The 25,589-nt window shown below is 72.3% G+C and carries 23 protein-coding genes and 1 tRNA gene; 9 read left to right on the top strand and 15 right to left on the bottom strand.

The genetic code is table 11. The annotated features are described in order from the left end of the window. Nucleotides 1-51: 51 nt before the first annotated feature. The 3 genes from ACYP53_RS13485 to ACYP53_RS13475 form a co-directional block, all read right to left on the bottom strand. The gene (locus tag ACYP53_RS13485; RefSeq protein WP_459647493.1) at nucleotides 52-1,011 is read right to left on the bottom strand and encodes an ABC transporter ATP-binding protein; all 960 of its coding nucleotides are present in this window, start codon (nucleotides 1,009-1,011) and stop codon (nucleotides 52-54) included. Between the two features lie 67 nt (nucleotides 1,012-1,078). Beyond that, nucleotides 1,079-1,990, bottom strand: coding sequence for an ABC transporter permease (locus ACYP53_RS13480; RefSeq protein WP_459647492.1), 912 nt, complete (start codon nucleotides 1,988-1,990; stop codon nucleotides 1,079-1,081). Then, the gene (locus ACYP53_RS13475) at nucleotides 1,983-2,846 is read right to left on the bottom strand and encodes an ABC transporter permease (RefSeq protein WP_459647491.1); all 864 of its coding nucleotides are present in this window, start codon (nucleotides 2,844-2,846) and stop codon (nucleotides 1,983-1,985) included. Before ACYP53_RS13475 ends, ACYP53_RS13480 begins: the two co-directional genes overlap by 8 nt. Before the next feature lie 343 nt (nucleotides 2,847-3,189). Between ACYP53_RS13475 and ACYP53_RS13470 the strand changes: the two genes are divergently transcribed. Then, nucleotides 3,190-5,532, top strand: coding sequence for a transglycosylase domain-containing protein (locus ACYP53_RS13470; protein ID WP_459647490.1), 2,343 nt, complete (start codon nucleotides 3,190-3,192; stop codon nucleotides 5,530-5,532). A gap of 59 nt (nucleotides 5,533-5,591) precedes the next feature. Here ACYP53_RS13470 and ACYP53_RS13465 read toward each other — a convergent pair whose 3' ends face one another. Both ACYP53_RS13465 and ACYP53_RS13460 read right to left on the bottom strand, forming a co-directional pair. Then, nucleotides 5,592-6,773 (bottom strand): winged helix DNA-binding domain-containing protein, encoded by a 1,182-nt coding sequence (locus ACYP53_RS13465; RefSeq protein WP_459647489.1) that lies wholly within the window; start codon nucleotides 6,771-6,773, stop codon nucleotides 5,592-5,594. Between the two features lie 9 nt (nucleotides 6,774-6,782). Continuing rightward, a complete protein-coding gene (locus ACYP53_RS13460) occupies nucleotides 6,783-7,787 on the bottom strand; it encodes a LysR family transcriptional regulator (protein ID WP_459647488.1) in 1,005 nt (334 codons plus the stop codon). 201 nt (nucleotides 7,788-7,988) lie between these two features. Here ACYP53_RS13460 and ACYP53_RS13455 point away from each other — a divergent pair, with 201 nt between their 5' ends. Further along, nucleotides 7,989-8,708 carry an SDR family oxidoreductase gene (locus ACYP53_RS13455; RefSeq protein ID WP_189919180.1) on the top strand — a complete coding sequence of 240 codons (720 nt, stop codon included), beginning with the start codon at nucleotides 7,989-7,991 and terminating at the stop codon, nucleotides 8,706-8,708. 22 nt (nucleotides 8,709-8,730) lie between these two features. Here the strand turns inward: ACYP53_RS13455 and ACYP53_RS13450 are convergent, their stop codons facing one another. From ACYP53_RS13450 to ACYP53_RS13440, 3 genes are all read right to left on the bottom strand, one after another. Continuing rightward, nucleotides 8,731-9,051 (bottom strand): hypothetical protein, encoded by a 321-nt coding sequence (locus ACYP53_RS13450; RefSeq protein ID WP_459647487.1) that lies wholly within the window; start codon nucleotides 9,049-9,051, stop codon nucleotides 8,731-8,733. Next, complete coding sequence (locus ACYP53_RS13445; protein ID WP_079136310.1) at nucleotides 9,048-9,350, bottom strand: GroES family chaperonin; 303 nt, start codon at nucleotides 9,348-9,350, stop codon at nucleotides 9,048-9,050. The genes ACYP53_RS13450 and ACYP53_RS13445 overlap by 4 nt, the downstream gene beginning before the upstream one ends. Before the next feature lie 274 nt (nucleotides 9,351-9,624). Further along, a complete protein-coding gene (locus tag ACYP53_RS13440; RefSeq protein ID WP_189919176.1) occupies nucleotides 9,625-9,966 on the bottom strand; it encodes a DUF3618 domain-containing protein in 342 nt (113 codons plus the stop codon). A 173-nt stretch (nucleotides 9,967-10,139) separates the two neighbouring features. On the opposite strand from ACYP53_RS13440, the gene bcp reads away from it, so the two are divergent. Then, on the top strand, nucleotides 10,140-10,613 hold the full coding sequence (bcp, locus tag ACYP53_RS13435) for a thioredoxin-dependent thiol peroxidase (protein WP_391554595.1): 474 nt from the start codon (nucleotides 10,140-10,142) through the stop codon (nucleotides 10,611-10,613). Nucleotides 10,614-10,717: 104 nt separating this feature from the next. On the opposite strand, the gene ACYP53_RS13430 is transcribed toward bcp, so the two are convergent. After that, nucleotides 10,718-13,078, bottom strand: coding sequence for a chitinase C-terminal domain-containing protein (locus ACYP53_RS13430; protein WP_229928827.1), 2,361 nt, complete (start codon nucleotides 13,076-13,078; stop codon nucleotides 10,718-10,720). A 324-nt stretch (nucleotides 13,079-13,402) separates the two neighbouring features. Here ACYP53_RS13430 and ACYP53_RS13425 point away from each other — a divergent pair, with 324 nt between their 5' ends. Then, nucleotides 13,403-14,263, top strand: a complete 861-nt coding sequence (locus ACYP53_RS13425; RefSeq protein WP_189919170.1) for an HNH endonuclease signature motif containing protein — start codon at nucleotides 13,403-13,405, stop codon at nucleotides 14,261-14,263. Between the two features lie 63 nt (nucleotides 14,264-14,326). Beyond that, a tRNA-Leu gene (locus tag ACYP53_RS13420) sits at nucleotides 14,327-14,401 on the top strand. A gap of 66 nt (nucleotides 14,402-14,467) precedes the next feature. Here ACYP53_RS13420 and rdgB read toward each other — a convergent pair. From rdgB to ACYP53_RS13400, 4 genes are all read right to left on the bottom strand, one after another. Then, nucleotides 14,468-15,073, bottom strand: coding sequence for an RdgB/HAM1 family non-canonical purine NTP pyrophosphatase (gene rdgB, locus ACYP53_RS13415; protein ID WP_189919167.1), 606 nt, complete (start codon nucleotides 15,071-15,073; stop codon nucleotides 14,468-14,470). 31 nt (nucleotides 15,074-15,104) lie between these two features. Then, nucleotides 15,105-15,494, bottom strand: coding sequence for a hypothetical protein (locus ACYP53_RS13410; protein WP_189919157.1), 390 nt, complete (start codon nucleotides 15,492-15,494; stop codon nucleotides 15,105-15,107). A gap of 170 nt (nucleotides 15,495-15,664) precedes the next feature. Then, complete coding sequence (rph, locus tag ACYP53_RS13405) at nucleotides 15,665-16,390, bottom strand: ribonuclease PH (protein ID WP_189919155.1); 726 nt, start codon at nucleotides 16,388-16,390, stop codon at nucleotides 15,665-15,667. 226 nt (nucleotides 16,391-16,616) lie between these two features. Continuing rightward, nucleotides 16,617-16,850 carry a glucose PTS transporter subunit EIIB gene (locus tag ACYP53_RS13400; RefSeq protein WP_030060521.1) on the bottom strand — a complete coding sequence of 78 codons (234 nt, stop codon included), beginning with the start codon at nucleotides 16,848-16,850 and terminating at the stop codon, nucleotides 16,617-16,619. 402 nt (nucleotides 16,851-17,252) lie between these two features. On the opposite strand from ACYP53_RS13400, the gene ACYP53_RS13395 reads away from it, so the two are divergent. The 4 genes from ACYP53_RS13395 to ACYP53_RS13380 all read left to right on the top strand — a co-directional run bounded on the left by ACYP53_RS13395 (nucleotide 17,253) and on the right by ACYP53_RS13380 (nucleotide 23,140). Beyond that, on the top strand, nucleotides 17,253-18,554 hold the full coding sequence (locus ACYP53_RS13395) for a PTS transporter subunit EIIC (RefSeq protein WP_459647486.1): 1,302 nt from the start codon (nucleotides 17,253-17,255) through the stop codon (nucleotides 18,552-18,554). A gap of 534 nt (nucleotides 18,555-19,088) precedes the next feature. Continuing rightward, nucleotides 19,089-20,360 (top strand): PTS transporter subunit EIIC, encoded by a 1,272-nt coding sequence (locus ACYP53_RS13390; RefSeq protein ID WP_189919151.1) that lies wholly within the window; start codon nucleotides 19,089-19,091, stop codon nucleotides 20,358-20,360. 420 nt (nucleotides 20,361-20,780) lie between these two features. Further along, the gene (locus ACYP53_RS13385; protein ID WP_459647485.1) at nucleotides 20,781-21,851 is read left to right on the top strand and encodes an LLM class flavin-dependent oxidoreductase; all 1,071 of its coding nucleotides are present in this window, start codon (nucleotides 20,781-20,783) and stop codon (nucleotides 21,849-21,851) included. Next, complete coding sequence (locus ACYP53_RS13380) at nucleotides 21,848-23,140, top strand: LLM class flavin-dependent oxidoreductase (protein WP_189919147.1); 1,293 nt, start codon at nucleotides 21,848-21,850, stop codon at nucleotides 23,138-23,140. Before ACYP53_RS13385 ends, ACYP53_RS13380 begins: the two co-directional genes overlap by 4 nt. Nucleotides 23,141-23,223: 83 nt before the next feature. Here the strand turns inward: ACYP53_RS13380 and ACYP53_RS13375 are convergent, their stop codons facing one another. Further along, on the bottom strand, nucleotides 23,224-24,540 hold the full coding sequence (locus tag ACYP53_RS13375; protein WP_459647484.1) for a hypothetical protein: 1,317 nt from the start codon (nucleotides 24,538-24,540) through the stop codon (nucleotides 23,224-23,226). A 215-nt stretch (nucleotides 24,541-24,755) separates the two neighbouring features. After that, nucleotides 24,756-25,502 (bottom strand): MBL fold metallo-hydrolase, encoded by a 747-nt coding sequence (locus tag ACYP53_RS13370; protein ID WP_189919145.1) that lies wholly within the window; start codon nucleotides 25,500-25,502, stop codon nucleotides 24,756-24,758. Nucleotides 25,503-25,589 lie beyond the last annotated feature (87 nt).

Here is a 25,589-nt window from a genome sequence, read left to right as displayed (position 1 = left end):
CGCACGACGGCCGGGAACCGTACGGGGACGCCTCAGCCGTACGGAGAGGCCTCAGCCGATCGCGACCTCCGCGTACATCCGGGCGATCACGTCCTCGATGGCCGGCTCGCGCACCGACAGGTCCACCAGCGGGTACCGCTCCGCGACCGCCGACACGATCGGCGCGGCGCTCTGCCGCGACGGGAAGGCGAGCCACTGGCGCGGCCCCTCGACCTTGACCACCCGGGCCCCGGCCACCTCGATCGGGGGCCGGGCCTCGGCGAGGTCCACCACCAGGGTCCGCTCGCTGCGCCCGGTGGCGTGCAAGCCGTCCAGCCCGCCGTCGTACACCACCCGGCCGTGGTCGATCACCATGACCCGGTCGCAGAGCTGCTCGATGTCGGTCAGGTCGTGCGTGGTGAGCAGCACGGTGGTGCCCCGGTCGCGGTTGACCTCGCGCAGGAACTCGCGGACCTTGCCCTTGCTGACCACGTCCAGGCCGATGGTCGGCTCGTCCAGGTAGAGCACCCGGGGGTCGTGTAGCAGCGCGGCCGCGAGGTCGCCGCGCATCCGCTGGCCGAGCGAGAGCTGGCGGACCGGGGTGTCCAGCAGCTCGCCCAGGTCGAGCAGTTCGACGCAGCGGTCGAGGTTCTCGCGGTACCGGTGGTCGGGGATCCGGTAGATCCGGCGGGCGAGTTCGAAGGAGTCGCGCAGCGGGAGGTCCCACCAGAGGGTGGTGCGCTGGCCGAAGACGACGCCGATCCGGCGGGCCAGCGCGACGCGTTCGCGGGCCGGGTCGACCCCGGCGACGCGCAGCCGTCCGGAGCTGGGGACGAGGATGCCGGTGAGCATCTTGACGGTGGTGGACTTGCCGGCGCCGTTGGGCCCGATGTAGCCGACGCACTCACCGGCCTCGACGTCGAAGCTGAGCCCGTCCACCGCGCGCACCTCGCGCTTGGTACGGCTGAACCGGCCGGCGCGGGCCCGTACGGTGAAGGTGCGCCGGACGTCCCGGAGTTCGATCAGTGCCATGGAAGCTCCTTGACTTGAGGGCGAGAGGGGTTCGACAGTCGCCTCGACTGCCGGTTCAGCGGCCCGCTCAGCTGCCGGTGCCGCGGTAGGCGCGCAGCCCGGCCCGCCAGGCGAACCCGGCGGCTGCGACGCAGAGGGCGGCGGCGACCGGCGAGGCGTACTGGAAGGCGGTGGGCAGGCCGAGCGGGTCAGGCCGGCCGAGGACGCGCAGGGCGGGCAGCCAGTTGACGAAGGCCAGCGGGACGCCGAAGACCACGCCGAGCACGAGGTCCTTGGCGAAGACCGTCGGCGGGTACTGCAGCATCAGGCCGCCGCCGTAGGTGAAGGAGTTCTGGAGCTCCTCGGCCTCGCCCCACCAGAACTGCAGGCAGGCGAAGCCCACCCAGATCGCGCCGAAGATGGCCGTGCCGCAGAGCAGCAGGACGGGCACCAGCAGGACCCGGTCCCAGGTCCAGCGCACGTCCAGCGCGGCGAGCGACCAGGCCAGCACCGCCGCCGCCTGGACCGGGCGGCCGATCCGGCGCAGCGAGAAGCGTTCGGCGCAGAGCTGGGCCAGGGCCGGGGCGGGCCGGAGCAGCATCACGTCCAGGGTCCCGGTCCGGATCCGCTCGCCGAGCGCGTCGACGCTGCCGATCAGCAGGTTGGCCATGCCGAGCGCGAACCCGGAGGTGCCGTAGAGGAAGCCGAGTTCGGGCAGGTTCCAGCCGCCGAGCGTGTCGGTGTGCCGGAACATCAGGATGATCACGGCGAAGTCGAGGAAGGCGATCACCAGGTTGGCCACGAGCATCATCGCGAACGAGGCCCGGTAGGACATGGTCGAGCGGGTCCACATGGCGGCGCACAGCCACCAGGAGCGCGCGGCCCAGCGGGCGCGGGCCACTCCGGAACGGACGCCGGCCCACCCGGGGCCGGTACGGGCGAAGCCGGTACGGGCGGAGCCGGGACCCGAGGGGGCGGGCACGAGGCCGGGGTCAGCCACCCTGGACCACCACCTTGCGGGTCGCGAGCGCCTGCACGCCGCGCCCGGCGCCGATCAGCGCCGCGGCCCAGCCGAGCTGGAGGCCGAGCGGGCCGAGCACCGCCGGGCCGGTCGCGTGCTCCAGGAACAGGTCGGCGGGCACCTGGGCCAGCGCCGCCCAGGGCAGCACCCGGGCGAGTTCGCCGAGCCACCCGGGGAAGAGCGTGAGCGGCAGCAGCATCCCGGAGAGGAACATCGCCACCACCAGGGTCACCGAGCGCACCCCGTCGGAGTCGTGCAGCCAGAAGCCGGTGAGCGCGACCAGGAACCGCAGTCCGAAGCTGACGACCTCGGCGAGCAGCACGGAGAGCAGGAAGACCAGCCAGGTCAGCGGCCGTTCGGGCAGTCGGAAGTGGAAGAGCAGCGAACCGGCCAGCAGCGGCGCGCCGCCGCGGACCAGCAGGTGGTAGCCGGCCCGGCCGAGGTCACCGGCCAGCCACCAGCCCTGGAAGTCGACGGGCCGGTAGAGGTCCACGGCGATGTCGCCGCTGCGGAACCGCGTCTGGACGTCGTTCTCGAACCCGCCGCCGAAGATCGCGGTGGTGGGCATCAGGGCCTGGCAGACCCAGATGAAGGTGACGGCCTGGTCCAGGTCGTAGCCGCCGAGGTCGGGGCGGGCCCGCCAGAGCGCGACGAAGGTGTAGGCGAGGATGCAGCCGAAGACGGTGTTGGTGACGGTGCCGGCCAGGGTGGCGGCCCGGTAGGTGGAGTAGCGGCGGAAGGCGCCGCGGGCGACGCTCGCGTACAGCCCGAGGGAGGCGGTCAGGTCCGCCCGGGGATCGGGAGGCCTCGTCTCGGCGGGGGCAGCGTTCAGCATATTGTCTCCTTGTCGACAAATGCGGGCAGAGGTGTGCCCGCACGCGTCCGCGCACGCCCCAGTGGCTCCGACCGGCCGTACCCGGGGGTGCCGGGCCGGACAGGCGGAGCTGACGAAGTGGGCGCGCTATGAAGTTCGCATCTTTCACCGTACCTCCGGCCCCCACGGCCCGCACCCGCTTTTCCTGCACACCCCGACACCGCACCCCGACACCGCACCCCGACACCGCATCCCGACACCGCGCCCCGACACCGCACCCCGAGACGGCGCTCGATGCGCACAACGGCGCACGTCAGCCCCCCACACGCCCTTGATCGGACGTCAAATAGCACATAATCGCGGCATGACCTTGAGCACCCGACGCCAGGCCAAACGGGCCGCCCGCCGCGATGCCCGCCGCGCCCTCCCGCTCTGGCGCCGGCTCCTGCCCACCTGGCGGGTCACCCTCGGCACCCTCACCGCGCTCTTCCTGCTCGCCGTGGGCGGCTTCGCCGTGCTCTACGTCATCGTCCCGGTGCCCGACCCCAACGCCCACGCCGTCGCCCAGAACAACATCTACCTCTACGCCGACGGCACCACCGAGATCGCCCGCACCGGCGCCGTCAACCGCACCGACGTCACCATCGACCAGATCCCCCTGCAGACCCAGCAGGCCGTCGTCTCCGCCGAGGACCGCACCTTCTACCAGAACCGCGGCGTCGACCTCACCGGCATGGTCCGGGCCGGCTGGAACACCCTCCTCGGCAAGGGCATGCAGGGCGGCTCCACCATCACCCAGCAGTACGTCAAGAACTACTACCTGACCCAGGACCAGACCATCGAGCGCAAGGGCCGCGAACTCCTCATCGCCCTCAAGGTCGACCAGCAGCGCGACAAGAAGGACATCCTGGCCGGGTACCTCAACAGCAGCTACTTCGGCCGCGGCGCCTACGGCATCCAGAGCGCCGCCCACGCCTACTACGGCGTCGACGTCTCCCAGCTCACCCTCGGCCAGGGCGCCTACCTCGCCTCACTGCTCCAGGCCCCCAGCCTCTACGACGTCAAGACCGCCACCCCCGCCAACCGCGAGAAGGCCGTCGCCCGCTGGAACTACGCCCTCGACGGCATGGTCCAGCTCGGCTTCCTCACCACCGCCGACCGCGCCGCCGCCACCTTCCCCGAACCCGTCGACCCCCAGCCCGCCACCGGCCTGGCCGGCCAGGCCGGCTACCTGGTCGGCGTCGCCGACGACTACCTGATCTCCTCCGGCACCATCGACGCCGCCACCCTCAAGGCCGGCGGCTGGCGCATCACCACCACCTTCGACAAGCCTCGGCAGGACGCCTTCGTCAAGGCCGTCCAGGACGAACTCACCGACGAGCTCGACCCCAAGTCCCGCCCCACCACCGACACCGACGTCCGGGTCGCCGGCGCCTCCGTCGAACCCGCCACCGGCCGCGTCGTCGCCGTCTACGGCGGCCCCGACTACGCCAAGCAGCCCTACAACGACGCGCTCCGCCAGGACAACCAGATCGGCTCCACCTTCAAGCCGATCGACCTCGCCGCCGGCCTCACCGCCCAGCACACCCTCGACGGCCACCCGATCACCACCGAGACCCGCTACGACGGCACCAGCGAACGCCCCGTCACCGGCGGCCCCACCCCGTACGCGCCGCCCAACGAGGACGACGTCGACTACGGCAACATCACCCTGCGCTACGCCATGGTGAAGTCCGTCAACTCCGTGTACGCGCAGGAGGGCGTCGACGCCGGACTCGCCCGCGTCCGGGACACCGCCGTGAAACTCGGCATCCCCGACAGCGTCCGCGGCATGGACCCGGCCAACACCTCGATGACCCTCGGCACCGCCACCCCCAGCGCCCTCGACCTGGCCGGCGCCTACGCCACCCTCGCCAACCACGGCCAGGCCCACACCCCGTGGTCCGTCCTCAAGCTCGAACGCGTCAACCCCGGCGGCGCCATCGACGTCCCCAAGATGCCCCGGCACGACCCCACCGACGCCCTCAGCCGCGGCGTCGCCGACTCCGTCACCGACGTCCTGCGCGACGTCGTCAGCCCCCGCGGCACCGGCGCCGCCGCCCTCGACCTCGGCCGCCCCGCCGCAGGCAAGACCGGCACCACCGACTCCAACCTCTCCGCCTGGTTCGCCGGCTACACCCCCGAACTCACCACCACCGTCGGCCTGTTCCGGGAGAACCCGAAGACCCACGCCAAGGAACCGCTGGCCGGCACCGCCGGACTCGCCCGGATCAACGGCGGCGCCATCCCCACCAAGATCTGGACCGCCTACACCGCCGCCGCCCTCGACGGCACCCCCACCCAGCAGTTCGACCTGCAGACCGGCCGCGACTCCCACGACAGCGACACCTCGCCCACCGACACCGGCAGCACGCCCCCGAGCCCCGGCAGCACCCCGGCCACCGTCCCCACCGCGCCAGGCGCCACCATCCCCGGACTCATCACGGTCCCCACCCACGCCCCCAGCACACCCCCCGCCACCACCGGCGACCCCGCACCCGGCCCGACCGTGCCCAGCCCGCCGGCCCCCCAGCCCACGGCCACCCACGAACAGCCCAGCCCCACCGCCCGGCCCACCCCGACCAAGCCGCCCAAGCCCACCGAGCAGCCCACCCCCACCGCCACCGGCGGACCCGCCACCCACCCGGCCGCGACGCCCACCCCCTGAGCACCCGGCCGCCCGGCCGCCCGGCCGTCCCGGTGGCGCGGGTCATCGGGCGCCGCGGGCTACCGCCGCGCCACCAGCCCCCGCTCCACCGGCGTCCGGAACCGCGGCGTCACCCGCACCTCCCCCAGCCACCCCGCCAACCGCTCCGCCTCCGCCGCGACCGCCCGCTCCGCCTCCGCCCCGACGTCCCGGAACAGCCGCCACACCAACTCCCCGTCGGCCCGCTGCGCCCAGCCGCCCACCACCTCGCCGCACCACCACACCGTCGGCCCGGCGTTGCCCGCCCGGTCGAACAGCGACGGCACGTCCTCCGGCCGCAGGTACCAGTCCCGCCCGCGCCAGCCCATCACCGCCGGGTCCAGCGCCGGCAGCAGAGCCGCCCACGGCTCCGGCTCCGGCACCGGCGCGTCGTCGCCCGGCAGCACCAGGGCGGCCGCACCGCCCGCCAGCTCCACGTCCCGCGCGCCGAGGTCCGCCAGGGCCTTGCGGACGTCCCCCAGCGTCCAGCCCGTCCACCACTTCACGTCCTCGACCGTCGCCGGGCCGTACCCGGCCAGCCAGCGGCGCACCACCTCCGCCTTCGCCTCCCGCACCGGCACGTCCGGCCACTGCGGCACCAGCGCCCACGGGTAGCTGCTGCTCAGCCACGAGCCGCGCGGACGGCAGCGGCGCACGTGCCCGTCCGAGGCCAGCAGCCGCAGCAGCCGACTGCCCACGCTCTGCTTCGCCTCGTACGGCTTGCCCGCCGACATCAGCATGGTCTCGCGCAACTGCGGGACGTCGTCGCCGAGTTCCTTGGTCGTCGCCTCGCCGCGCCGGTCCAGCGCGGCCAGCACCTCCCGCTCGGTCGCGGCCAGCCGCCGCTCGTCCCAGCCCTCGGCGTGGTCGCGCAGGTGCTTCAGCAGCGTCGCCCGCTCCTTGACCGCGATCGGCCGCGCCGCCGCGGCACTCACGTACGGGGCGAAGCCCTCCGTCACCGCGAAGATCGTCCGCCGCATCGACAGCAGCTTCACCAGCGAGACGTCCTCGTACAGCGCCCGGTCCACCTCCGCCGCCGAGGGCCCGGCCAGCCGGGCGCACGCCGACAGGTACACCGTGGCCGCGTCCGTCGCGTGCAGCCCGACCACGGCGTCGGCCACGTCCTCCACCCGGGCGGCCCGCGCCGAGGGCGCCAACAGCTGCCGCCGGCCCAGCCGGGCCCGCCGCTCCCCATCACCGATCACCGGCACACGCCTCGTCATGCCCGGACCCTAGCGGCTGCCACCGACAGTTCCGGCCACCGACAGCTCCGGGCCCGCGCCCGCACCACCCGCACCGCTCACCGACAACTCCGGCCCGGCGCCCGCACCGCCCGCACCGCTCACCGACAACTCCGGCCCGGCGCCCGCACCGCCCGCCGCGAGTTCCGTCGCGAGCTCCGCGAACTCCGCCAGCAGCGGCGAGGTCCGGCCCGCCGCCCACGCCAGGCAGACCCGGTTGGGCGCGATGTCGGAGATCGGCACGTGCACCACGTCCGACCGGGTGTAGAACGCCGCCACCGACAGCGGCAGCACCACCATCCCCTCGTGCGCCGCCACGTACTCCAGCTTCTCCTCCACGGTGTCCGCGCTCGGCCGGGCCCGCTCCGGCCGCCGCCCGGCCGGCACCGGCAGGTCCCGCCACTCCGGCACCGCGTCCGGATCCTGCAACAGCCGCTCCCCGCCCAACTCGGCCATCACCACCGACGGTTCACCCGCCAGCCGGTGCCCGGCCGGCAGCGCCACCACCCGCGGCTCGGCGAACAGCGGACGCAGCGCCAGCCCCCGCTGGTCGACCGGCAGCCGTACGAAGGACACGTCCACCCGCCCGTCCAGCACCACCTGCGCCTGGTCCGCCCAGGACGTCCGGACCACCTCCACCGCCAGCCCCGGATGCCGCCCGCACATCGCCCGCGCGACGGCCGTCACCGTGATCCCCGGCATGAACCCCACCACGAACCGCGTCCGGTCGTCCGCCGACCGCTCCACCCGGCGCCGCAACGCCTCCGCCGCCGCCAGCAACTGCGGCGCGTCCTCCAGCAACTGCCGCCCCGCACAGGTCAGTTCCGTGGACCGGCGGTCCCGCCGGAACAGCTGCGCACCGAACTCCGCCTCCAAGGCCCGGATCTGCCGGGACAGCACCGGCTGCGCGATGTGCAACTCGGCCGCCGCCCGCCCGAAATGCAGCTGTCGAGCCACCGCGACGAAGTACCGCAGCTTCCGCAGATCGACGTCCATCGCCCGCCCTCCGGGTTCCCCACCTCGACTGATACCCCGAGGGTATGACAGCGGACGGAACAGGTCTTGGACGCCCGCGCCCCGCGCGACCCAGGATCGACACACCCCCCCGGAACACACCCCGGAACACCCCCGGCACACCCCCCGAAGCACCCCCCGAAGCACCCCCCGAACCGCTCCCCCGGCCCGAAAGGCACCACCGTGTCCCTCACCGACCAGCACGCCGTCGTCCTCGGCGGCACCTCCGGCCTCGGCCTCGCCACCGCCGGCCTCGCCGCCCGCCGCGGCGCCCGCGTCACCGTCGTCTCCAGCCGTGCCGACAGCGCCGAACGCGCCCTCGCCACCCTGCCCACCGGCACCACCGCCGAGGTCGTCGACCTCACCGACAGCGCCCTGGTCACCGCCCTGTTCGACCGCCTCGGCCCCGTCGACCACCTGGTCTTCACCGCCGGCGAGCCGCTCGCCCTGACCCCGCTCGCCGACCTGGACCTCGACGCCGCCCGCCGCCTCTTCACCCTGCGCTACTTCGGCGCCCTCGACGCCGTCCGCGCCGCCGCGCCCCGGCTGCGCCCCGGCGGCTCGGTCACCCTCACCTCCGGCACCGCGGGCCTGCGGCCGGGACCGGGCTGGAGCGTCGCCGCGAGCATCTGCGGCGCCGTCGAGTCCCTGGTCAGGGCCCTGGCCGTCGAGCTCGCCCCGATCCGGGTCAACGCCGTCCGGGCCGGCGTGATCCGCACCCCGCTCTGGTCCGGCCTGCCGGACGCCGACCGCGAGCAGCTCTACGCCGCCACCGCCGCCGGCCTCCCCCTCGGCCGGATCGGCGAACCCGAGGACGCCGCCGAGGCGTACGCCTACCTGATGGAGCAGCGCTTCGCCACCGGCACGGTGGTCACCGTGGACGGCGGCACACTGCTGGCCTGAGCGCCACCGGGGCGGCGACCGCTCACCTGGGCGGCCGCAGCCGGTCCACGACCGTCCACTCCGGGCCGAGCTCCCCGCGCAGCGCCTCCAGGGCGGCCCGGGCGGCGGCCTCGAAGCGGACCCCCTCGTCCCGCGACCACGGCGAGGGGCCGCCCGGGTCGTCCCAGTCGAGCGAGGACTGGAACCAGGAGGACAGCCGGTCCAGCTCGGCCGCGAGCGCGGCACTGATCGGCAGGAGGTCGAGCTCGGCCGGGTAGCCGTACGGGCTCTCCACGTCGTCCGGCCACAGCGCCGTGCCGACCACCCCGGCCTCGAAGAAGTACCGCAGACGCCGCGCGGTCACAGGTACAGCCCGGTCGACCCCTCGGTGTCACCGAAGCGGGTCGCGGCCACCGCGTGCAGGTCACGCTCACGCAGCAGCACGTAGGTGGCGCCGCGGACCTCGACCTCCAGCTTGTCCTCGGGGTCGTACAGCACCCGGTCGCCCGGCTCCACCGAGCGCACGCTCTGGCCCACCGCGACGGCCTCGGCCCACGTGCAGCGCTTGGACAGCTCCGCCGTCGCCGGGATCAGGATGCCGCCGGTGGAGCGGCGTTCACCCTCGCTGCCCTCGATCCGCACCAGCACGCGGTCGTGCAGCATCCGGATCGGCAGCTTCTCACCCAGCCGGTCGTGGCGGGTGGCATCGTGCCCGTGGTCGGAGTGGGTCTCGTCGTTCGTACTCACGGTCCCGAAGGTACCGCCCCCGGGCGCGGAGCGTGACGCTGGCCCGGCATGCGGAAGGCCGGGCGCGCGCCGAAGGCCGGGCGCGCGGAAGGCCGGGCGCGCGGAAGGCCGGGCGCGCGGAAGGCCGGGCGCGCACCGGCGCCCGGCCCTTGCCCTCTCCCGCGGTCGCGCCCGCTGTCGCGGTCGCGGGTCAGTCCTTGCGGCGCCGGCGGGAGGAGGCGACCAGCAGCACCAGGCCCACGCCGACCAGCGCGGCCGGCACGATCCGCTCCCGCCGCGGCTGCCCCTTCTCGTCCACGAACTGCGCCTTGACCTTCTCCACCATGCCACTGGCGGCCACGTACGCCCGGGCCGTCTTCTCCTCGACGGCGGCCGCGGCCTTGGCCTTGACCTGGGCGGAGATCGTGCTCGGGTGGACGCGGACGGCCAGCTCGTCCAGGGTCGACGCCAACCGGTCGCGCGCGCTCGCGATGTCCGCCTCGATCTGGGCGGTCGTCCGCGCCGACTTGTCCTGCGTGCTCGCCTCGCCCACTCGGGCCACCCCATTCACTTGCCGATGTTGTTCCGTGCGTTCCGTTGCGCACGGTGCGACGGCCCCAGTGTGTCAGCTGCCGCACTCGGCCGCGCGGCCCCACCCACCATCAGGGGTAAGTTTGCCGTGGTACGACCGCCCGTCCCAGCAGCACGCACCAGGAGAGTCCACCCATGACTGAGCGTCTCCAGCCCGGTGACACCGCGCCCGCCTTCAGCCTGTCCGACGCCGACGGAAACCAGGTGTCCCTCGCCGACCACGCGGGCCGCAAGGTCATCGTCTACTTCTACCCCAAGGCGCTCACCCCGGGGTGCACCAAGCAGGCCTGCGACTTCACCGACAACCTGGCGGTCTTCGCCGGCGCCGGCTACGACGTCATCGGCATCTCGCCCGACCAGCCGGAGAAGCTCGGCAAGTTCCGCGAGACCGAGAACCTCAAGGTCACCCTGCTCTCCGACCCGGACAACAAGGTCCTGGAGGCGTACGGCGCCTACGGCGAGAAGCAGAACTACGGCCGCACCTACCAGGGCGTGATCCGCTCCACGGTCATCGTCGACGAGCAGGGCAAGGTCGAGCGCGCGCTCTACAACGTCAAGGCCACCGGCCATGTCGCCAAGCTGCTGCGCGACCTCAAGATCGAGGCCTGACCCCTTCCTCACCGGCGTCCCGCCGGAAACGGAGCGGTGGCGGCACACCCCCCGACCGGGTGCACCGCCACCGCCGTCCCTCACCTCAGTGGGCCGCCGTCAGTTCAGCAGGCCCCGAGGTCGCTCCAGACCCCCCACGCGCCGCTCGCCGTGGGGTCGTCGCCCTTGGTCCACCACTTGTTCTGGTAGTAGTGGCCCTTCCACGAGACCTTGGTGGTGCTCGCGTAGGTGGTACCCGCGTCCCAGCCCGGCGCACCCGCGCAACCGGCCGGCGTGGTCGGCGGGGTGGTGGGCGGAGTGGTCGGCGGGGTGGTGGGAGGCGTCGTGGGCGGGGTGGTCGGCGGGGTGGTCGGCGGCGTCGTCGGAGGCGTCGTCGGAGGCGTGGTCGGCGGGGTCGTACCGCCGTCCGTCGCACCCCGGGTCAGGTCGCCCTTGATCCCGTACAGCGTGCCGCCCACGTTGACCGTCCAGTTCGACGGTGTGGACACCGGCAGGTAGTAGACGAAGTCCATGTCCACCGAGGCGCCCGGCGCCAGCGACTGCCAGCCCGGCAGCTTGACCGACACCCGGTTGTAGGTGCCCTTCAGGCCGCCCACGTTGCCCGGGCCCGGGTTGTCCTGCCTGATGACCTGCAGCCCGAAGCCGGACTGGTCCTTGGCGTTGCCCGGGGCCGAGTTGCCGTAGTCGAACTGGAACTCGGTGCCGCCCGGCAGGGTCAGCGTCGAGTTGTTGACGATGTGCAGCTTCGGGTTGATCGGGTAGTTCGAGTCGCCCAGCGCGAAGTTGGTGAACGACACGTCGACCGGCAGGGTCTGCTGCGGCAGCGCGGTCGTGGCACGGGTCGCGCCGTACGGGGCCGCCGACTTGAACTTGTCGTACATCAGCGAGGTCAGCGTCGAGCCGGGGACGTACTCGCCCTTGCCGCCGTTCGCGGCGGCGTCCCACTTGTAGTCGCCCGCGAGCTCCCAGATCATCGCGCCGCCCGCGCCCTGGTTGACGATGTAGTCGGCCTTGGCGCCCACCGACTGCTCGTCCTCGGTGGAGAGGAACACCTTCTTGGCGTCGTTCCACAGCCACGGCGCCACCAGGGAGGAGCTGTAGTTGCGGGCGTAGCTGCCCTGCAGCGCGGTGTCCGTCACGCCGTACTTGGCCAGGTAGTCGGGCAGGATGCCCTTCTCCAGGTTCTTGGCGTGCCACATCGGGTTCGACCCGGCCGGGGACTCCTTGCCCGCGTCGTCCTTGTCGTTCCAGATGTTGTCGATGCCGACCGCGCCGTCACCGCAGGCGGTCAGGCCGGAGCCCACCGGGCAGGTGGTCGCGGAGGCCGTGCCCCAGAGGCCGTTGGTGCCGCCCTGGACGTTCTTGAAACCGCGGGTGTAGTACGGCAGGCCGACGTTGATCCGGCCGCCGGGCATCGAGCCGCGGAAGTAGTGGTACGACCAGTCGGCGTTCAGGTAGCCGATGCCGCCGTACTGGCCGGTGCCGTAGACGTTGGCCGCCGCCAGCTCGCCGTCCTTGCCGTCGTCGAACAGCGAGGCGTTCGGGCCGACGTACTTGTTCCAGGCACCGTGCAGGTCGTACGACATGATGTTGACGTAGTCCAGGTACTTCGCCACCTGGAAGGTCTCCATGCCGCGCAGCAGGTAGCCGGAGGACGGGGCCGCGACCGACAGCAGGTAGTGCTTGCCGTCGGCGGCGCCCGCCTTGTCCAGACCCTCCCGCAGCGACTTCATCAGCGCCGCGTAGCCCTTGGCCAGCGAGCCGCGCTTGGAGTTGGCCAGCTGCCAGTCCAGCGGGTTGCCGGCGTCCTTCATCGAGGTCGGGTACTCGTAGTCGATGTCGACGCCGTTGAACCCGTACTTGCGGATGAAGTCGACCGACGAGGCGGCGAAGGTGTCGATGCCGGCCTGGTTGACACTGCCGTCCGGATTGACGGTCATCGAGTAGAAGCCGCCGGTGTTGACGCGCTTGCCGTCGTCCCCGAAGTAGCCGCCGGTCTCGGTCCAACCACCCACCGAGATCATGGTCTTGACGTTCGGGTACTGCTTCTTGTACTTCGTCAGCAGATTGAAATGGCCCTTGTAGGGCAGCGTCGGGTCGAGCTCGGCCCCGGGCACGCCCGGGAAGGAGATCCCGGTGGCCTCGTTGGTCGGGCCGTCCGCGCCGACGGACAGCTTGTTGTCGCCGCCGACGTGCCCGAAGGCGTAGTTGAGGTGGGTGACCTTGTCCCAGGGCACGTCACTCACCAGGTACGGCTGGTCGCCGTTCTTGCCGGTGCGCCAGCCGGTGAAGTAGCCGATGATGCGGCGCTGGTGGTCCGCGCCCATCTTCTCGCGCCCGCCGGTGTCGTAGACGGAGCAGTACGGGACGTCCACCCCGGGGGTCTGGTACAGCCCGTCCGGGCGACAGGCCGCGTTGTCGACGGCCGCCGACGCCTGCGAGGGCGCCGCACCCAGCGTCGCCATCAGCAGCCCGGCCAGCGACGCCGCCGCCAACGAGGCCACACCCGCCCGGGCGCTCTTACGGCGGTGCGCAGCGGTGGGACGCCGCTCCGCCGTGGATCGGATCAACACTCGGTCCTCCAGGAGAGAGTGCCTGCGCGTACCTGTGGGGGAGCACGCACGTGGGGGATTGCAATTGGCGCCGAAGCTATGTGGTCTGAACCACATAGGTCAATAGGTCTGTACCAATTGGTAATCAACAGCCAAACATCCGGGAGACCGTAACCAATCGACCCGCCGCTCGTTCGCACACCGGGGAAGGGGTTCCACCAGCCCACAGGGGGACCCGTGCAGGTCAAGTACACCCGCGAACTGCTGGCCGCACTCGCCGCCGAGTCCGGCAGCGTCAACGAGATGATGCGCAAGCTCGGCGTGCCGATGGCGGGCGGCACGCACAGCTACCTGAGCAAGCGGCTCCGCCACTACGGCATCGACACCTCGCACTTCAACCAGGGGCGACCCGACTACGGTCGCCGCCGCTACTCGCGCGAGGCACTGGCCGATGCCGCGGCGCACAGCTACAGCATCAACGAGGTGATGGCCCACCTGGGCGTCACCCCGTACGACAGCCTCTACTCGTACCTGAAGAAGCGGCTGGCCGAACTCGGCATCGACACCGGACACTTCAGGCTCAGGAGTGATGGCCGAAGCAGGGTCGAGGCCATCCCCAAGGACACCCTGGCCCGGGCCGTGGCCGCGCACCGAAGCGTGCGCGGCGTGATCCTCGCTCTCGGGATGACCGATTGCGGCAACTCGCGGACGCTGGTGCGGGAGGCCATCGACTTCCACCAGCTCGACACCGGCCACTTCACCGGACAGGCGCACAACAAGGGGCGGAAGACCGGTCCACGGCGCACTGCCGAGGAGTTGCTCGTGCAGCGCCCGCCGGGCAGCCAGCGAGTCCCCGGCGATCGGCTTCGCACCATGCTCGTGCACATCGGGCACCCCGACCTCTGCGAGTCGTGCGGCACCCCTCCGATCTGGCTCGGGCAGCCGATGACCCTGGAGGTCGACCACATCAACGGCGACTGGCTCGACAACCGGCGCGAGAACCTCCGCCTCCTGTGCCCCAACTGCCACTCCATCACACCGACCTACTGCGGCCGCAACAAGAACCGCACCGACCCCCGGACGGACATCGCCGCATAGCTGATCCGATTCCGAGAAAGCGGCCGCGACGGGATCCGTCTACCGGTACGCTTGCTTTGACGTGCGCCCGTACTCCAGCTGGCTAGAGAGATGCGGTTTAGGTCCGCAGTGTCGTGGGTTCGAGTCCCACCGGGCGTACTGAGCGAAATGGCCCGCTTCCCTTCGAATCGAAGGGAAGCGGGCCATCGTCGTTCCTGCGAAGCGTCAGCCGATGAGGGCCTTGACGACCGGGGCCAGGGCGCGGAAGGCCTGGCCGCGGTGGCTGATGGCGTTCTTCTCGGCGGCGGTGAGTTCGGCGCAGGTGCGGGTCTCGCCGAGGGGCTGGAGGATCGGGTCGTAGCCGAAGCCGCCGTCGCCGGCCGGGGTGGTGCGGAGGGTGCCGAGGAGGCGGCCCTCGACGACGCGTTCGGTGCCATCGGGGAGGGCCAGGGCGGCGGCGCAGAAGAAGTGGGCGCCGCGGTGGGGTTCGGCGATGTCGGAGAGCTGGGCGAGCAGCAGGTCGAGGTTGGCGCGGTCGTCGCCGTGCTTTCCGGCCCAGCGGGCGGAGAAGATGCCGGGCGCGCCGTTGAGCACGTCCACGCAGAGGCCGGAGTCGTCGGCGACGGCGGGCAGGCCGGTGGCGCGGGCCAGGGCGTGGGCCTTGAGCAGGGCGTTCTCGGCGAAGGTGACGCCGGTCTCGGGGACGTCCGGGATCTCGGGGTAGGCGTCGGCGCCGACGAGTTCGACGTCCAGGCCGGCGTCGGTGAGGATGGCGCGCAGCTCGGCGACCTTGTGCTGGTTGCGGGTGGCGAGGATCAGACGGGTGGACATATCGCCCACCCTATCCAGGAACCGGGGGCGGTCAGCCGGTGCAGGCCGAGGTGAGGTTGCCGGCGGCGCTGCCGAGTGGCTTGAGGTCGGGGACCTCGTTCTTGTCGGCGGCCCGCTGCACGTTCTCGACCTGCTTCTGCAGGTCCGTCACGGCCTTGGCGACGTCGGTGCTCTTGGAGTTCTTGCCGACCTGGTCGAGGTCGGTCTTGAGCTTCTGCAGCGCCTTCCCGGCGGCCGCGGAGTCGTTGCTCGCGTTGTCGTAGGCCTTGGTGACGTCGGCGATGTCGCCGGTGATCTTCACGGCGGTGTTGCCGCAGTCGATCGCCTTCTGTGCGGCGGAGCAACTCACCATGCTGAGCGGGAGGATCGCGATCAGTCCGGCCACGGCGAGGGCGGCGGGGCGGGCGATGCTGGACGGCATCCGGTCCTCCTGTGGGGCGCGGGTTCCGTGGTGGGGGACGCGCGCCGGGGGGTGCGCGGTTCCCGCAGCGGGGGTGCTGCGGGAACCGTACGGTCTCCGGGCCCGGCCTGTACAGCAGACGGCGCGGCGGGGCGTCCGTCCGGAGTCACGGTTGCGGGGCCCGCGCGGGTTCAGGCCTCCAGGGCCTTGCGCTGGATCTCGTCCAGCTCCGCGCAGCCGAGGGTGCCGAGGTCGAGCAGCCGGTCGAGCAGGGCACGGTCGAAGGGTGCGCCTTCGGCGGTGCCCTGGACCTCGACGAAGCGGCCGTCGGAGGTGCAGACGATGTTCATGTCGGTCTCGGCGCGCACGTCCTCCTCGTAGCGGAGGTCGAGCATCGGGGTGCCGTCGATGATGCCGACGCTGACGGCGCTGACGCCGCCGGTGATGGGCTGGCCCTTGGCGCGCAGGAGCTTCTTGTCGCGGGCCCAGGCGACGGCGTCGACGAGGGCGACGTAGGCGCCGGTGATGGCGGCGGTGCGGGTGCCGCCGTCGGCCTGGAGGACGTCGCAGTCGAGGACGATGGTGTTCTCGGCGAGGGCCCGGTGGTCCACGACGGCGCGCAGCGAGCGGCCGATGAGCCGGCTGATCTCGTGGGTGCGGCCGCCGATGCGGCCCTTGACGGACTCGCGGTCGCCGCGGGTGTTGGTGGCGCGCGGGAGCATGGAGTACTCGGCGGTGACCCAGCCTTCGCCGCTGCCCTTGCGCCAGCGGGGGACGCCCTCGGTGACGCTGGCGGTGCACAGCACCTTGGTGTCGCCGTAGGAGATCAGGACGGAGCCTTCGGCGTGCTTGCTCCAGCCCCGCTCGATGGTGATCGGGCGGAGCTGTTCGGGGGTGCGGCCGTCGATGCGTGACATAGGCATTGAGCGTAGTGGTTCCGGACGGCGGTTCGGATACGGCTCGGCCCTGCGCGCGGAGGCCCTGCATGCGGAGGCCCGCCGCGACGGGCCCTGACGGGCCGCGGGTGCGGGGACCGCGGCTGCGGGGGCCGCGGGTGCGCCGCGGCCCGCCGTCCCCTGGGCGGGGCGGCGGGCCGGGGCGGGTGAGCCTGGGCGGCTCGGTGGGTGAGCCCGGTGGCTCAGCTCACATCATGTCCTCGATGTCGGCGGCGATCGGGTCGGCGTCGGTGCCGATGACGACCTGGATCGCGGTGCCCATCTTGACGACGCCGTGGGCGCCGGCGGCCTTGAGGGCGGCCTCGTCGACCAGGGAGGCGTCCTTGACCTCGGTGCGCAGGCGGGTGATGCAGCCCTCGACCTCTTCGATGTTGTCGATGCCGCCCAGACCGGCGACGATCTTCTCAGCCTTGCTGGCCATTGGTTTCTCCCTCTGTCTCGGCCCGCCGGCCGCTCTGCCGGGTGCCGTCGTGCGCTGTGCTGTGGGGGTCGTCCCTCGGCCTGAGCGGCGAGGTCCGGGTCGGTGACTGACGCGGGTTCAGCTGTGGTCGCGCTGCCGGGCAGCGCGACCAGCATCACCCGCACAGGACCGGTTTGCCACGTTAGTCCACTTTTGGCCCAGCCCGGCGGGCAGGCTCCGGATCGTCGCCCGAGGATGACGATCAGCGGGGCCGGCGCCCCGGAGTGCGGCCTGCGTCCCAAAGTGGTCTACACCAATATATGTGTACTCCGATGAACGCAGAAAGGACCCCGGGGGTTCCTGACCCCGCCCGAGGGTCCCGCAGGGGGCCAGCGGCCGGCAACTGCTCCCGGAGGTCGAAGGATGAGTTCGGCAGGCGCCACGGCCCCGCAGACCACGTGGTGGCACACCTTCTACGGCGGCCTCCAGAAGATGGGCCGTTCGCTGCAGCTGCCGGTGGCGGTGCTCCCGGCGGCCGGCATCCTCAACCGGCTCGGCCAGCCGGACGTGTTCGGCAAGGACGGCCTGGGCTGGAACAACGTCGCCAAGGTCTTCGCCGCGGCCGGCGGCGCGCTGCTCGACTCCTCCCTCGGCCTGCCGATGCTGTTCTGCATCGGCGTGGCGATCGGCATGGCCAAGAAGGCGGACGGGTCGACGGCGCTGGCGGCGGTGGTCGGCTTCCTCGTCTACTACAAGGTCCTGCACGCCTTCCCGGAGAGCTGCAAGAACGGGACCGTCCTGGTCCCCGACGCCTGGACCGGCCAGTGCGTGGACTACACCTCGGCGAAGGCCGCGGCCGCGACGTACCAGAACCCGGGGGTGCTCGGCGGCATCCTGATCGGCCTGATGTCGGCCTGGCTGTGGGTACGGTTCCACCGCACCAGGCTGGTGGACTGGCTGGGCTTCTTCAACGGCCGCCGCCTGGTGCCGATGATCACCGCCCTGGTGGGCCTGGTGGTCGCCGTCCTCGCGCTCTGGGTCTGGCCGCCGATCGGCCGCGGCCTCAACGACTTCTCGCAGAACCTGGCCGATCTCGGCGCGGGCGGCGCCGGCATCTTCGGCCTGTTCAACCGCGCGCTGCTGCTGATCGGGATGCACCAGCTGCTGAACACCTTCGTCTGGTTCCAGTTCGGCGAGTTCACCAAGGCCGACGGCACGATCGTGCACGGCGACATCCCGCGTTTCCTGGCGGGCGACCCGACGGCCGGCCAGTTCCTGTCCGGCTTCTTCCCCATCATGATGTTCGCGCTGCCGGCCGCGGCGCTCGCGATCGCGCACGCCGCCAAGCCGCACCGCCGCAAGGAGATCTACGGCCTGATGCTCTCGGTCGGCCTGACGTCCCTCGTCACCGGCGTGACCGAGCCGATCGAGTACTCCTTCGCCTACATCGCCCCGGCCCTGTACGCCGTGCACGCGCTGCTGACCGGCGCCTCGATGGCGGTGACCTGGGGGCTCGGGGTGCACGACGGCTTCAGCTTCTCGGCGGGCCTGATCGACTACGTGATCAACTGGGGGCTGGCCACCAAGCCGTGGCTGATCCTGATCATCGGCCCCTGCTTCGCCGTGGTGTACTACGCGCTCTTCCGGTTCATCATCGTCAAATTCGACCTGAAAACCCCGGGGCGGGAGGACGAGGGCGAGGTCGAGGACGTCACCAAGGCCTGAGGCGGGACGCCGCCGCCCTTTCCTCCGCAATGGCCTCCGGACCCGCCGGCCCGGGGGCCTTCGGCATTTCCGGAAAGGACCGAATTCCCTACCGGATACCCGGTCCACGGTAATTCGGCCGCGATCCGGCGAGCCGCGGCGTCACCGAGCGCGACCGGCCGCGCGCGGAACACCACGGTCGTCCGGATCCGCGACGTCACGGTCACTCTCGGCACTCGCCGCACCGTGCGCACCCGTCCGGCGCGCCGCCCGCGCCGCCCCTCCGTCCGCCGCCGACCGGACCGCGGCCGGCGGACCGGCTCTTTTTGTTGCGCAAATAGCCAAAATCGCAATCCCTACGCTAATCATGATCGTCGTTCCGCACGTAGGTTTCGATTTCATAGCGCTTCCGTGCGTCAGCGCTTTCCAGGGTTCCCCGCCTTCTCCACCCGTGCTACAAAACTGGTCTACACCACACGTGGTGTAGACCAGTTCGCGGTTCGGCCCCCTGTGCCTTCCCCCGACCGACCGCCATGCCGTTAGGAACCCACCCCCATGAGTCAGTCTGCGCAGGCACCGGCGCCCGCCACGGCTCCGGCCCAGCCAAGCCCCGCCAAGAAGATCGGCCAGAACGTCCTCCAGGGCCTGCAGAAGATCGGCCGGAGCCTCCAGCTGCCGGTCGCCGTCCTGCCGGCCGCAGGCATCCTGCTCCGGCTCGGCCAGCCCGACGTCTTCGGCAAGGACGGACTCGGCTGGGGAAAGGTCGCCGAGGTCTTCGCCACCGCCGGTGACGCCGTGTTCAGCAACCTGGCGCTGCTGTTCTGCGTCGGTGTCGCCATCGGCTTCGCCAAGAAGGCCGACGGCTCGACCGCACTGGCCGCCCTGGTCGGCTACCTGGTCTTCAAGCAGGTGCTCACCGTCTTCCCGATGGACGGCACCGTCACCGAGGCGCTGCCGAAGGGCAAGCCACAGGACCCGGGCGTCTTCGGCGGCATCGTGGTCGGTCTGCTGAGCGCGATGATCTGGCAGCGGTTCCACCGCAAGAAGCTGGTCGACTGGCTCGGCTTCTTCAACGGCCGCCGCCTGGTCCCGATCATCATGGCCTTCGTGGGCACCCTGCTCGGCGTCGTCATGGGCCTGCTCTGGGGCCCGATCGGCACCGGCCTGACCCACGCCAGCGACTGGCTCACCGGCCTCGGCGCCGCCGGCTCCGGCATCTACGGCGTCGCCAACCGCGCGCTGATCCCGGTCGGCATGCACCAGTTCCTGAACACCTTCTTCCAGCAGCAGGTCGGCAGCTTCACCGACGCCTCCGGCCACGTCTGGACCGGCGACATCCCGCGCTTCTTCCACAACGACCCGACCGCCGGCCAGTTCATGTCGGGCTTCTTCCCGATCATGATGTTCGGCCTCCCGGCCGCCGCCCTGGCGATCGCCCACGCCGCGCGCCCCGAGCGCCGCAAGGCCGTCCTCGGCATGATGGTCTCCGTCGCGCTGACCAGCTTCGTGACCGGTGTCACCGAGCCGATCGAGTTCTCGTTCATGTTCATCGCGCCGGTGCTCTACCTGATCCACGCGCTGCTCACCGGCCTCTCGATGGCCGTCACCTGGGGCCTGGGCGTGCACGACGGCTTCGGCTTCTCGGCCGGTCTGATCGACTTCGGCCTGAACTGGAACCTGGCCACCAAGCCGTGGCTGATCATCCCGATCGGCCTGGTCTTCGGCGCCCTGTACTACTTCCTCTTCCGCTTCGCGATCACCAAGTTCGACCTCAAGACCCCCGGTCGCGAGGACGACGACGAGATCGAGGACGTCACCAAGGCCTGACGCCCGCGCCACCCCGCCCGAAGGCCCCGCCCCGCCGCCGCTCCCCCAGCGGCGGGGCGGGGCCTTCGGCGTGTCCGGACCGCCCCGGACTGCTCCGGACTGCTCCGGACCGCCGGAAACGCAGGTTGACGAACCGCCGGAAGCCCTGGTCAACTGAAGCGGTGAACGCCTCGTGCCCGCTGGTCACCCGCAGCCACATCGACTTCGGTCGCGTGTGGTCCGCGGCGTGTCGCGGCTGACCTGACCGTTCCCCCGCCGCCGCCCGGCTGACGTCCCGCCCGGCGCGCCCCTCCCCCCTCCCCGCCCGTACCGGCTCGCGCCCACGGGCCGTCACCGCGCACCCGCGTACCCACGCACACCCCGGCCCCGTACGGACCGGCGGTGCGCGCACGCGTCCGCACGAGGAAAGTCAGGCCGACCATGCCCCGCCAGCTCCACCTGTCCGCCGCCCTCGACAGCCCCGACAGCCCGGGCCGCTTCGACGCCGGGCGCTACACCGCCCTCGCCGGCCTCGCCGAGCGGGCCACCCTGGACTTCGTCACCCTCGACGACTCCTTCGACCCCGAGCCCGGCCGCCCGGACGCGCTCGCCGCCCTCGCCCGGATCGCCCCGCTGACCGGCCGGGTCGGACTGGTGCCGACCGTCACCACCACCCACACCGAGCCCTTCCACACCTCCATCTCCGTCAACACCCTGGACTGGGTCAGCAAGGGCCGGGCCGGCTGGCTGGTCGGCGTCTCCACCACCGAGGCCGAGGCGAGGGCCTTCGGCCGCCGGCCGGTCGCCCCCGCCGACGAGCTGTGGGCCGAGGCCGCCGACGCCGTCGAGGTCGCCGCCCGGCTCTGGGACAGCTGGGAGGACGACGCGGAGATCCGCGACACCGCCACCGGGCGGTTCATCGACCGCGACAAGCTGCACTACATCGACTTCGAGGGCCGGCACTTCTCGGTCCGCGGCCCGTCGATCACCCCGCGCCCGCCGCAGGGCCGCCCGGTGGTCGCGGTACCGGTGGCCGCGGCCGACCTCGCCCCGGACGCCTCCCCCGGCGGACGCGCCCGGGTCGCCGCCGCGATCCGGCACGCCGACGTCGTCCTGCTCGACGCCCCCGACCGGGACGCCCGGCTGACCGCCGCCACCGAGCTGCGGCTGCGCGCCGGCGAGCACCTGCGGATCCTCGCCCGGCTCGACACCGCCCGCTCCGCCCTGCCCGACCGGGCCGCCGAGGAACGCCTGCTCGCCGAGCTCACCGCGACCGGCACCGGCGTCGACGGGTTCCACCTCGTCCCCGCCGACCCGGTCCGCGACCTCACCGCCCTGGCCGACCGGATCGCCCCCGCCCTGCGCGCCGCCGGACTGCTGCGCACCGGCTACACCGGCCGCACCCTGCGCGACCACCTCGGCCTGGCCCGCCCGGCCGGCCGCTACACCGCCCCGCCCGCCGCCGCCGCGACCGCCGCCCCCGCTCTCGCACTCGCCGAGGTGACCCGATGACGGACCGCCCGCTCAAGCAGATCCACCTCGCCGCGCACTTCCCCGGCGTCAACAACACCACGGTGTGGAGCGACCCGGCCTCCGGCAGCCACATCGAGTTCGACTCCTTCCGCCACCTCGCGCAGACCGCCGAGCGCGGGAAGTTCGACTTCTTCTTCCTCGCCGAGGGCCTGCGGCTGCGCGAGCACAAGGGCCGCATCCACGACCTGGACGTGGTCGGCCGCCCCGAGTCGATCACCGTGCTGAACGCGCTGGCCGCCGTCACCGAGCGGATCGGGCTGGCCGCCACCGTCAACGCGACCTTCAACGAGCCGTACGAACTGGCCCGCCGCTTCGCCTCGCTGGACCACCTCTCCGCAGGACGCGCGGCCTGGAACGTGGTCACCTCCTCGGACGCCTTCACCGGGGAGAACTTCCGCCGCGGCGGCTACCTGGACCGCGCCGACCGCTACACCCGGGCCGCCGAATCCGTGCAGCTGGCCAGGGAGTTCTGGGACGCCGGGGAGGAGGGCGTCCGGCACCGCGGCCCGCACTTCGAGGTCGAGGGCCGGCTCTCGCTGCCCCGCCCGCCGCAGGGCCACCCGGTGGTGATCCAGGCCGGGGACTCCGACGAGGGCCGGGAGTTCGCCGCCGCCACCGCCGACGTGGTGTTCACCGTGCACTCCACCCTCGCCGCCGGCCAGGCCTTCCACGCGGACGTCAAGCGCCGGCTCGCCGCGTACGGGCGCGGGCCGGAGGAGCTGAAGATCATGCCCGGGGCCACCTTCGTCCTCGGCGACACCGACGCCGAGGCGGCCGAACGCGCGACCGAGGTCCGCCGGGCCCAGGTCGGGCCGCGGACGGCGATCTCCTTCCTGGAACAGGTCTGGGGCGTCGACCTGTCCGACCACGACCCGGACGGGCCGCTGCCGGAGACCGACCCCGACCCGGACAGCGCCCTCGCCCAGGGCCGGGTCCGGTTCGGCGACCCGCTGGCCGTCGCCGAACGCTGGCGGGCGATCGCCGCGGAGAAGCGGCTCACCACCCGCGAGCTGGTGATCGAGGTGACCGGCCGGCAGTCCTTCATCGGCTCCCCCGCCACCGTCGCCGGGCAGATCGACCACTTCGTGCAGAACGACGCGGCCGACGGCTTCATCCTCGTCCCGCACCTCACCCCGGGCGGCCTGGACGAGTTCGTCGACAAGGTGGTCCCGCTGCTCCAGGAGCGCGGGGTGTTCCGCACCGACTACACCGGCCCGACCCTGCGGGACCACCTCGGCCTCCCGGTGCCGGTGCCCGGCAGGGGTTAGATCCAGCCCCGCCGAGCGGCGGGCACGCCGGCCCGGAAGCGGCTCTCCGCACCCAGGCCGGCGGTCGGTCGGGCCGGGGGCCGTCAGTTGGCGCGGCGGCGGCGGAACAGGGCGACCGTGGCGACACCCGCGCCGAGCAGCAGCGCGGCGACGCCCGAGATGAGACCGGTCCGGTCACCATCGGCTCCGGTGGCGGCGAGCCGGCCGTCCGGGGCCGCGGCGGCGACCGCGCCGCCGGTGGTGGTGGGCACGAGCACGTCGGTGGCCGCCGAGGCGATGGCGGCAGGCTGTGTGACGGGGCCGGCGGGGGCGCTGGTGATCTGGCCGGCCGGCTTCACGACGGGCGCGCCGCCGGGGTGGGACACGGCCGAGGTCTTCGCCGGAGCCGGGGTGGTGGGCTGCGCCGTGGGGGCCGCGGTGATCTCGACGTCGGCGCCCGAGGAGCAGAAGTAGGTGCCCCGGATCTGCCCGTTGTCGTCCGCCGGCTCGTTGACGGTGACGCAGGGCTGCAACTGCGCCTGGTCCGTCGTGGTGCCGGCGGCGTAGCCGACCCGGACGCGCTTGGTCTCCGTGCTGCCAGGAGCGGCAGAGGAGTTGTGGCCGTCCAGGTGGAAGCTCCCGGTCGAACTGTCCAGGAACACGACCGGGGAGAGGGTGGTCCAGGAGCCGTCGGCGCCCCGGACCTCCACCTTGGCGCGCTTGTCCGTGATCAGCAGGCTGTCGAGGTTCGTGTAGGCGGACGGGGTCGGGTTCTTGAGCGCCACGTCGAACTCGATCGGCTCCCCACCGGCGACGGCCTTGGCGGGCACGCCGGCGAGGCTGTTGGAAACGGCACCGACCTTGATCTCACGACTGTCCTGCACCGCCGGCTCGACCGGGAGGTCCTGCCACCAACCCTTGACCTCCGAGCGGAGGTTGACGGTCGGGATCATGCCGCGGTTCGGGGTGCCGTCGTGTGGCGTACCCATCGGGGCACCGATCCGCAGGTGGACCTCCTTCTTCTCCCCCGCCGGCACGATGATCTTGCCCGCGACGGTCTCGAACACAGCCTTGCCGCCCTCCGCGTGGTACGTGAGCGGAAGCGCGTCCCACTGACCGTTGAGCTCGTTCTGCCACTCCAGGCTCATGAACTCCGGCGAGCTGCCGAAGCTGGTCTCGGCGGTGAGCCGCAGGGCCACTGCCCAGCCCTCCTTGTCCTGGTTGCTGATGGTCTCGGTGAACTCCACCGGACCGCCCGCGGCGCCGATCGAGGACGGCGGCTGGACGGTGAGGCTGAGCGGCGCGGTCCCGGCGACGGCCGGGGCAGCGGTCATCGCGCCGCCGGCGACCAGGCCGGCGGTGAGCACGACGACCGGAACGACGCCGCGGGCCTGGCGCAGGGCACGGTTGATCTGACGCATGGGAATCCCCCCTGGATTTCCTGCCTGGTCGGCGAAACCGCTTCCGGGCAGCATCAAGTAAGCCTGGTACGTAACGTGATGGCGGCCACGCCCGACGGGGCTGGCCGTGTCGAGCGGCTTCCCCCCGCTCACTCACATAGACGTGCGGGGGCCGCGAGGGTTGCAGGTGTTTCCGAAGTTTTTTCCGGAGCCTCGTGAACCGCCGGCCGCCCAGGTCAGAGCTCGTACACCGCGCCCGCGCGGGCGATCTCGACCGGCCCGGCGTAGGCGGCGGCCGCGTCGCGGCGGTTGTGCTCGGCGTCGGTCCACGGGGGGATGTGGGTGAGGACGAGCCGGCGGGCGCCGGCGGCGGTGGCGTGCTCGCCGGCCTCGCGGCCGTTGAGGTGGACGGCCTGGTAGGTGTCGCGGCCGTCGATGTACGCGGCCTCGCAGAGGAAGAGGTCGGCGTCGCGGGCGAGTTCGACGAGCTCGGCGCTCTCGCCGGTGTCGCCGCTGTAGACCAGTGCCCGGCCGCCGTGTTCGAGCCGGAAGGCGAAGGCGTCGACGGGGTGGTTGACCTGGGCGACCTCGACCCGGAACGGGCCGAGCCGGAAGCTGCCGGGGGTGAGGGTGCGGAACTCGAACACCTCCTTCATGCCGGGGTTCTCCGGCATGTCGTAGGCGCGGGCGAGCCGCTCGGCGGTGCCGGCCGGTCCGTACACGGGCAGCAGCTCGGGGCAGCCCTCGGCGCGGTAGTTGCGGGCCACCCAGTAGGCGCAGAGGTCGACGCAGTGGTCGGCGTGCAGGTGGCTGAGCAGGACGGCGTCGACGTCGTAGAGGCCGGTGTACTTCTGCAGGGCGCCGAGGGCTCCGTTGCCGAGGTCGAGGACGACGCGGTAGCCCTCGGCCTCGACCAGGTAGCTGGAGCAGGGCGAGTCGGCGGACGGGAAGCTCCCCGAGCACCCCACCACGGTCAGTTTCATCCGAGCCCCTCCGCCCCGACACGTCCTGGCTGCTGCTGGAAAACGGCATGGAAAACAGCATGGAAAACGGCAGGCCGGGCCGGTGGA

This window comes from Kitasatospora sp. Ki12, assembly GCF_054601375.1.
Note: the sequence above shows the minus strand (reverse complement) of the source record. Positions and strands in the feature narration are given on the sequence as shown.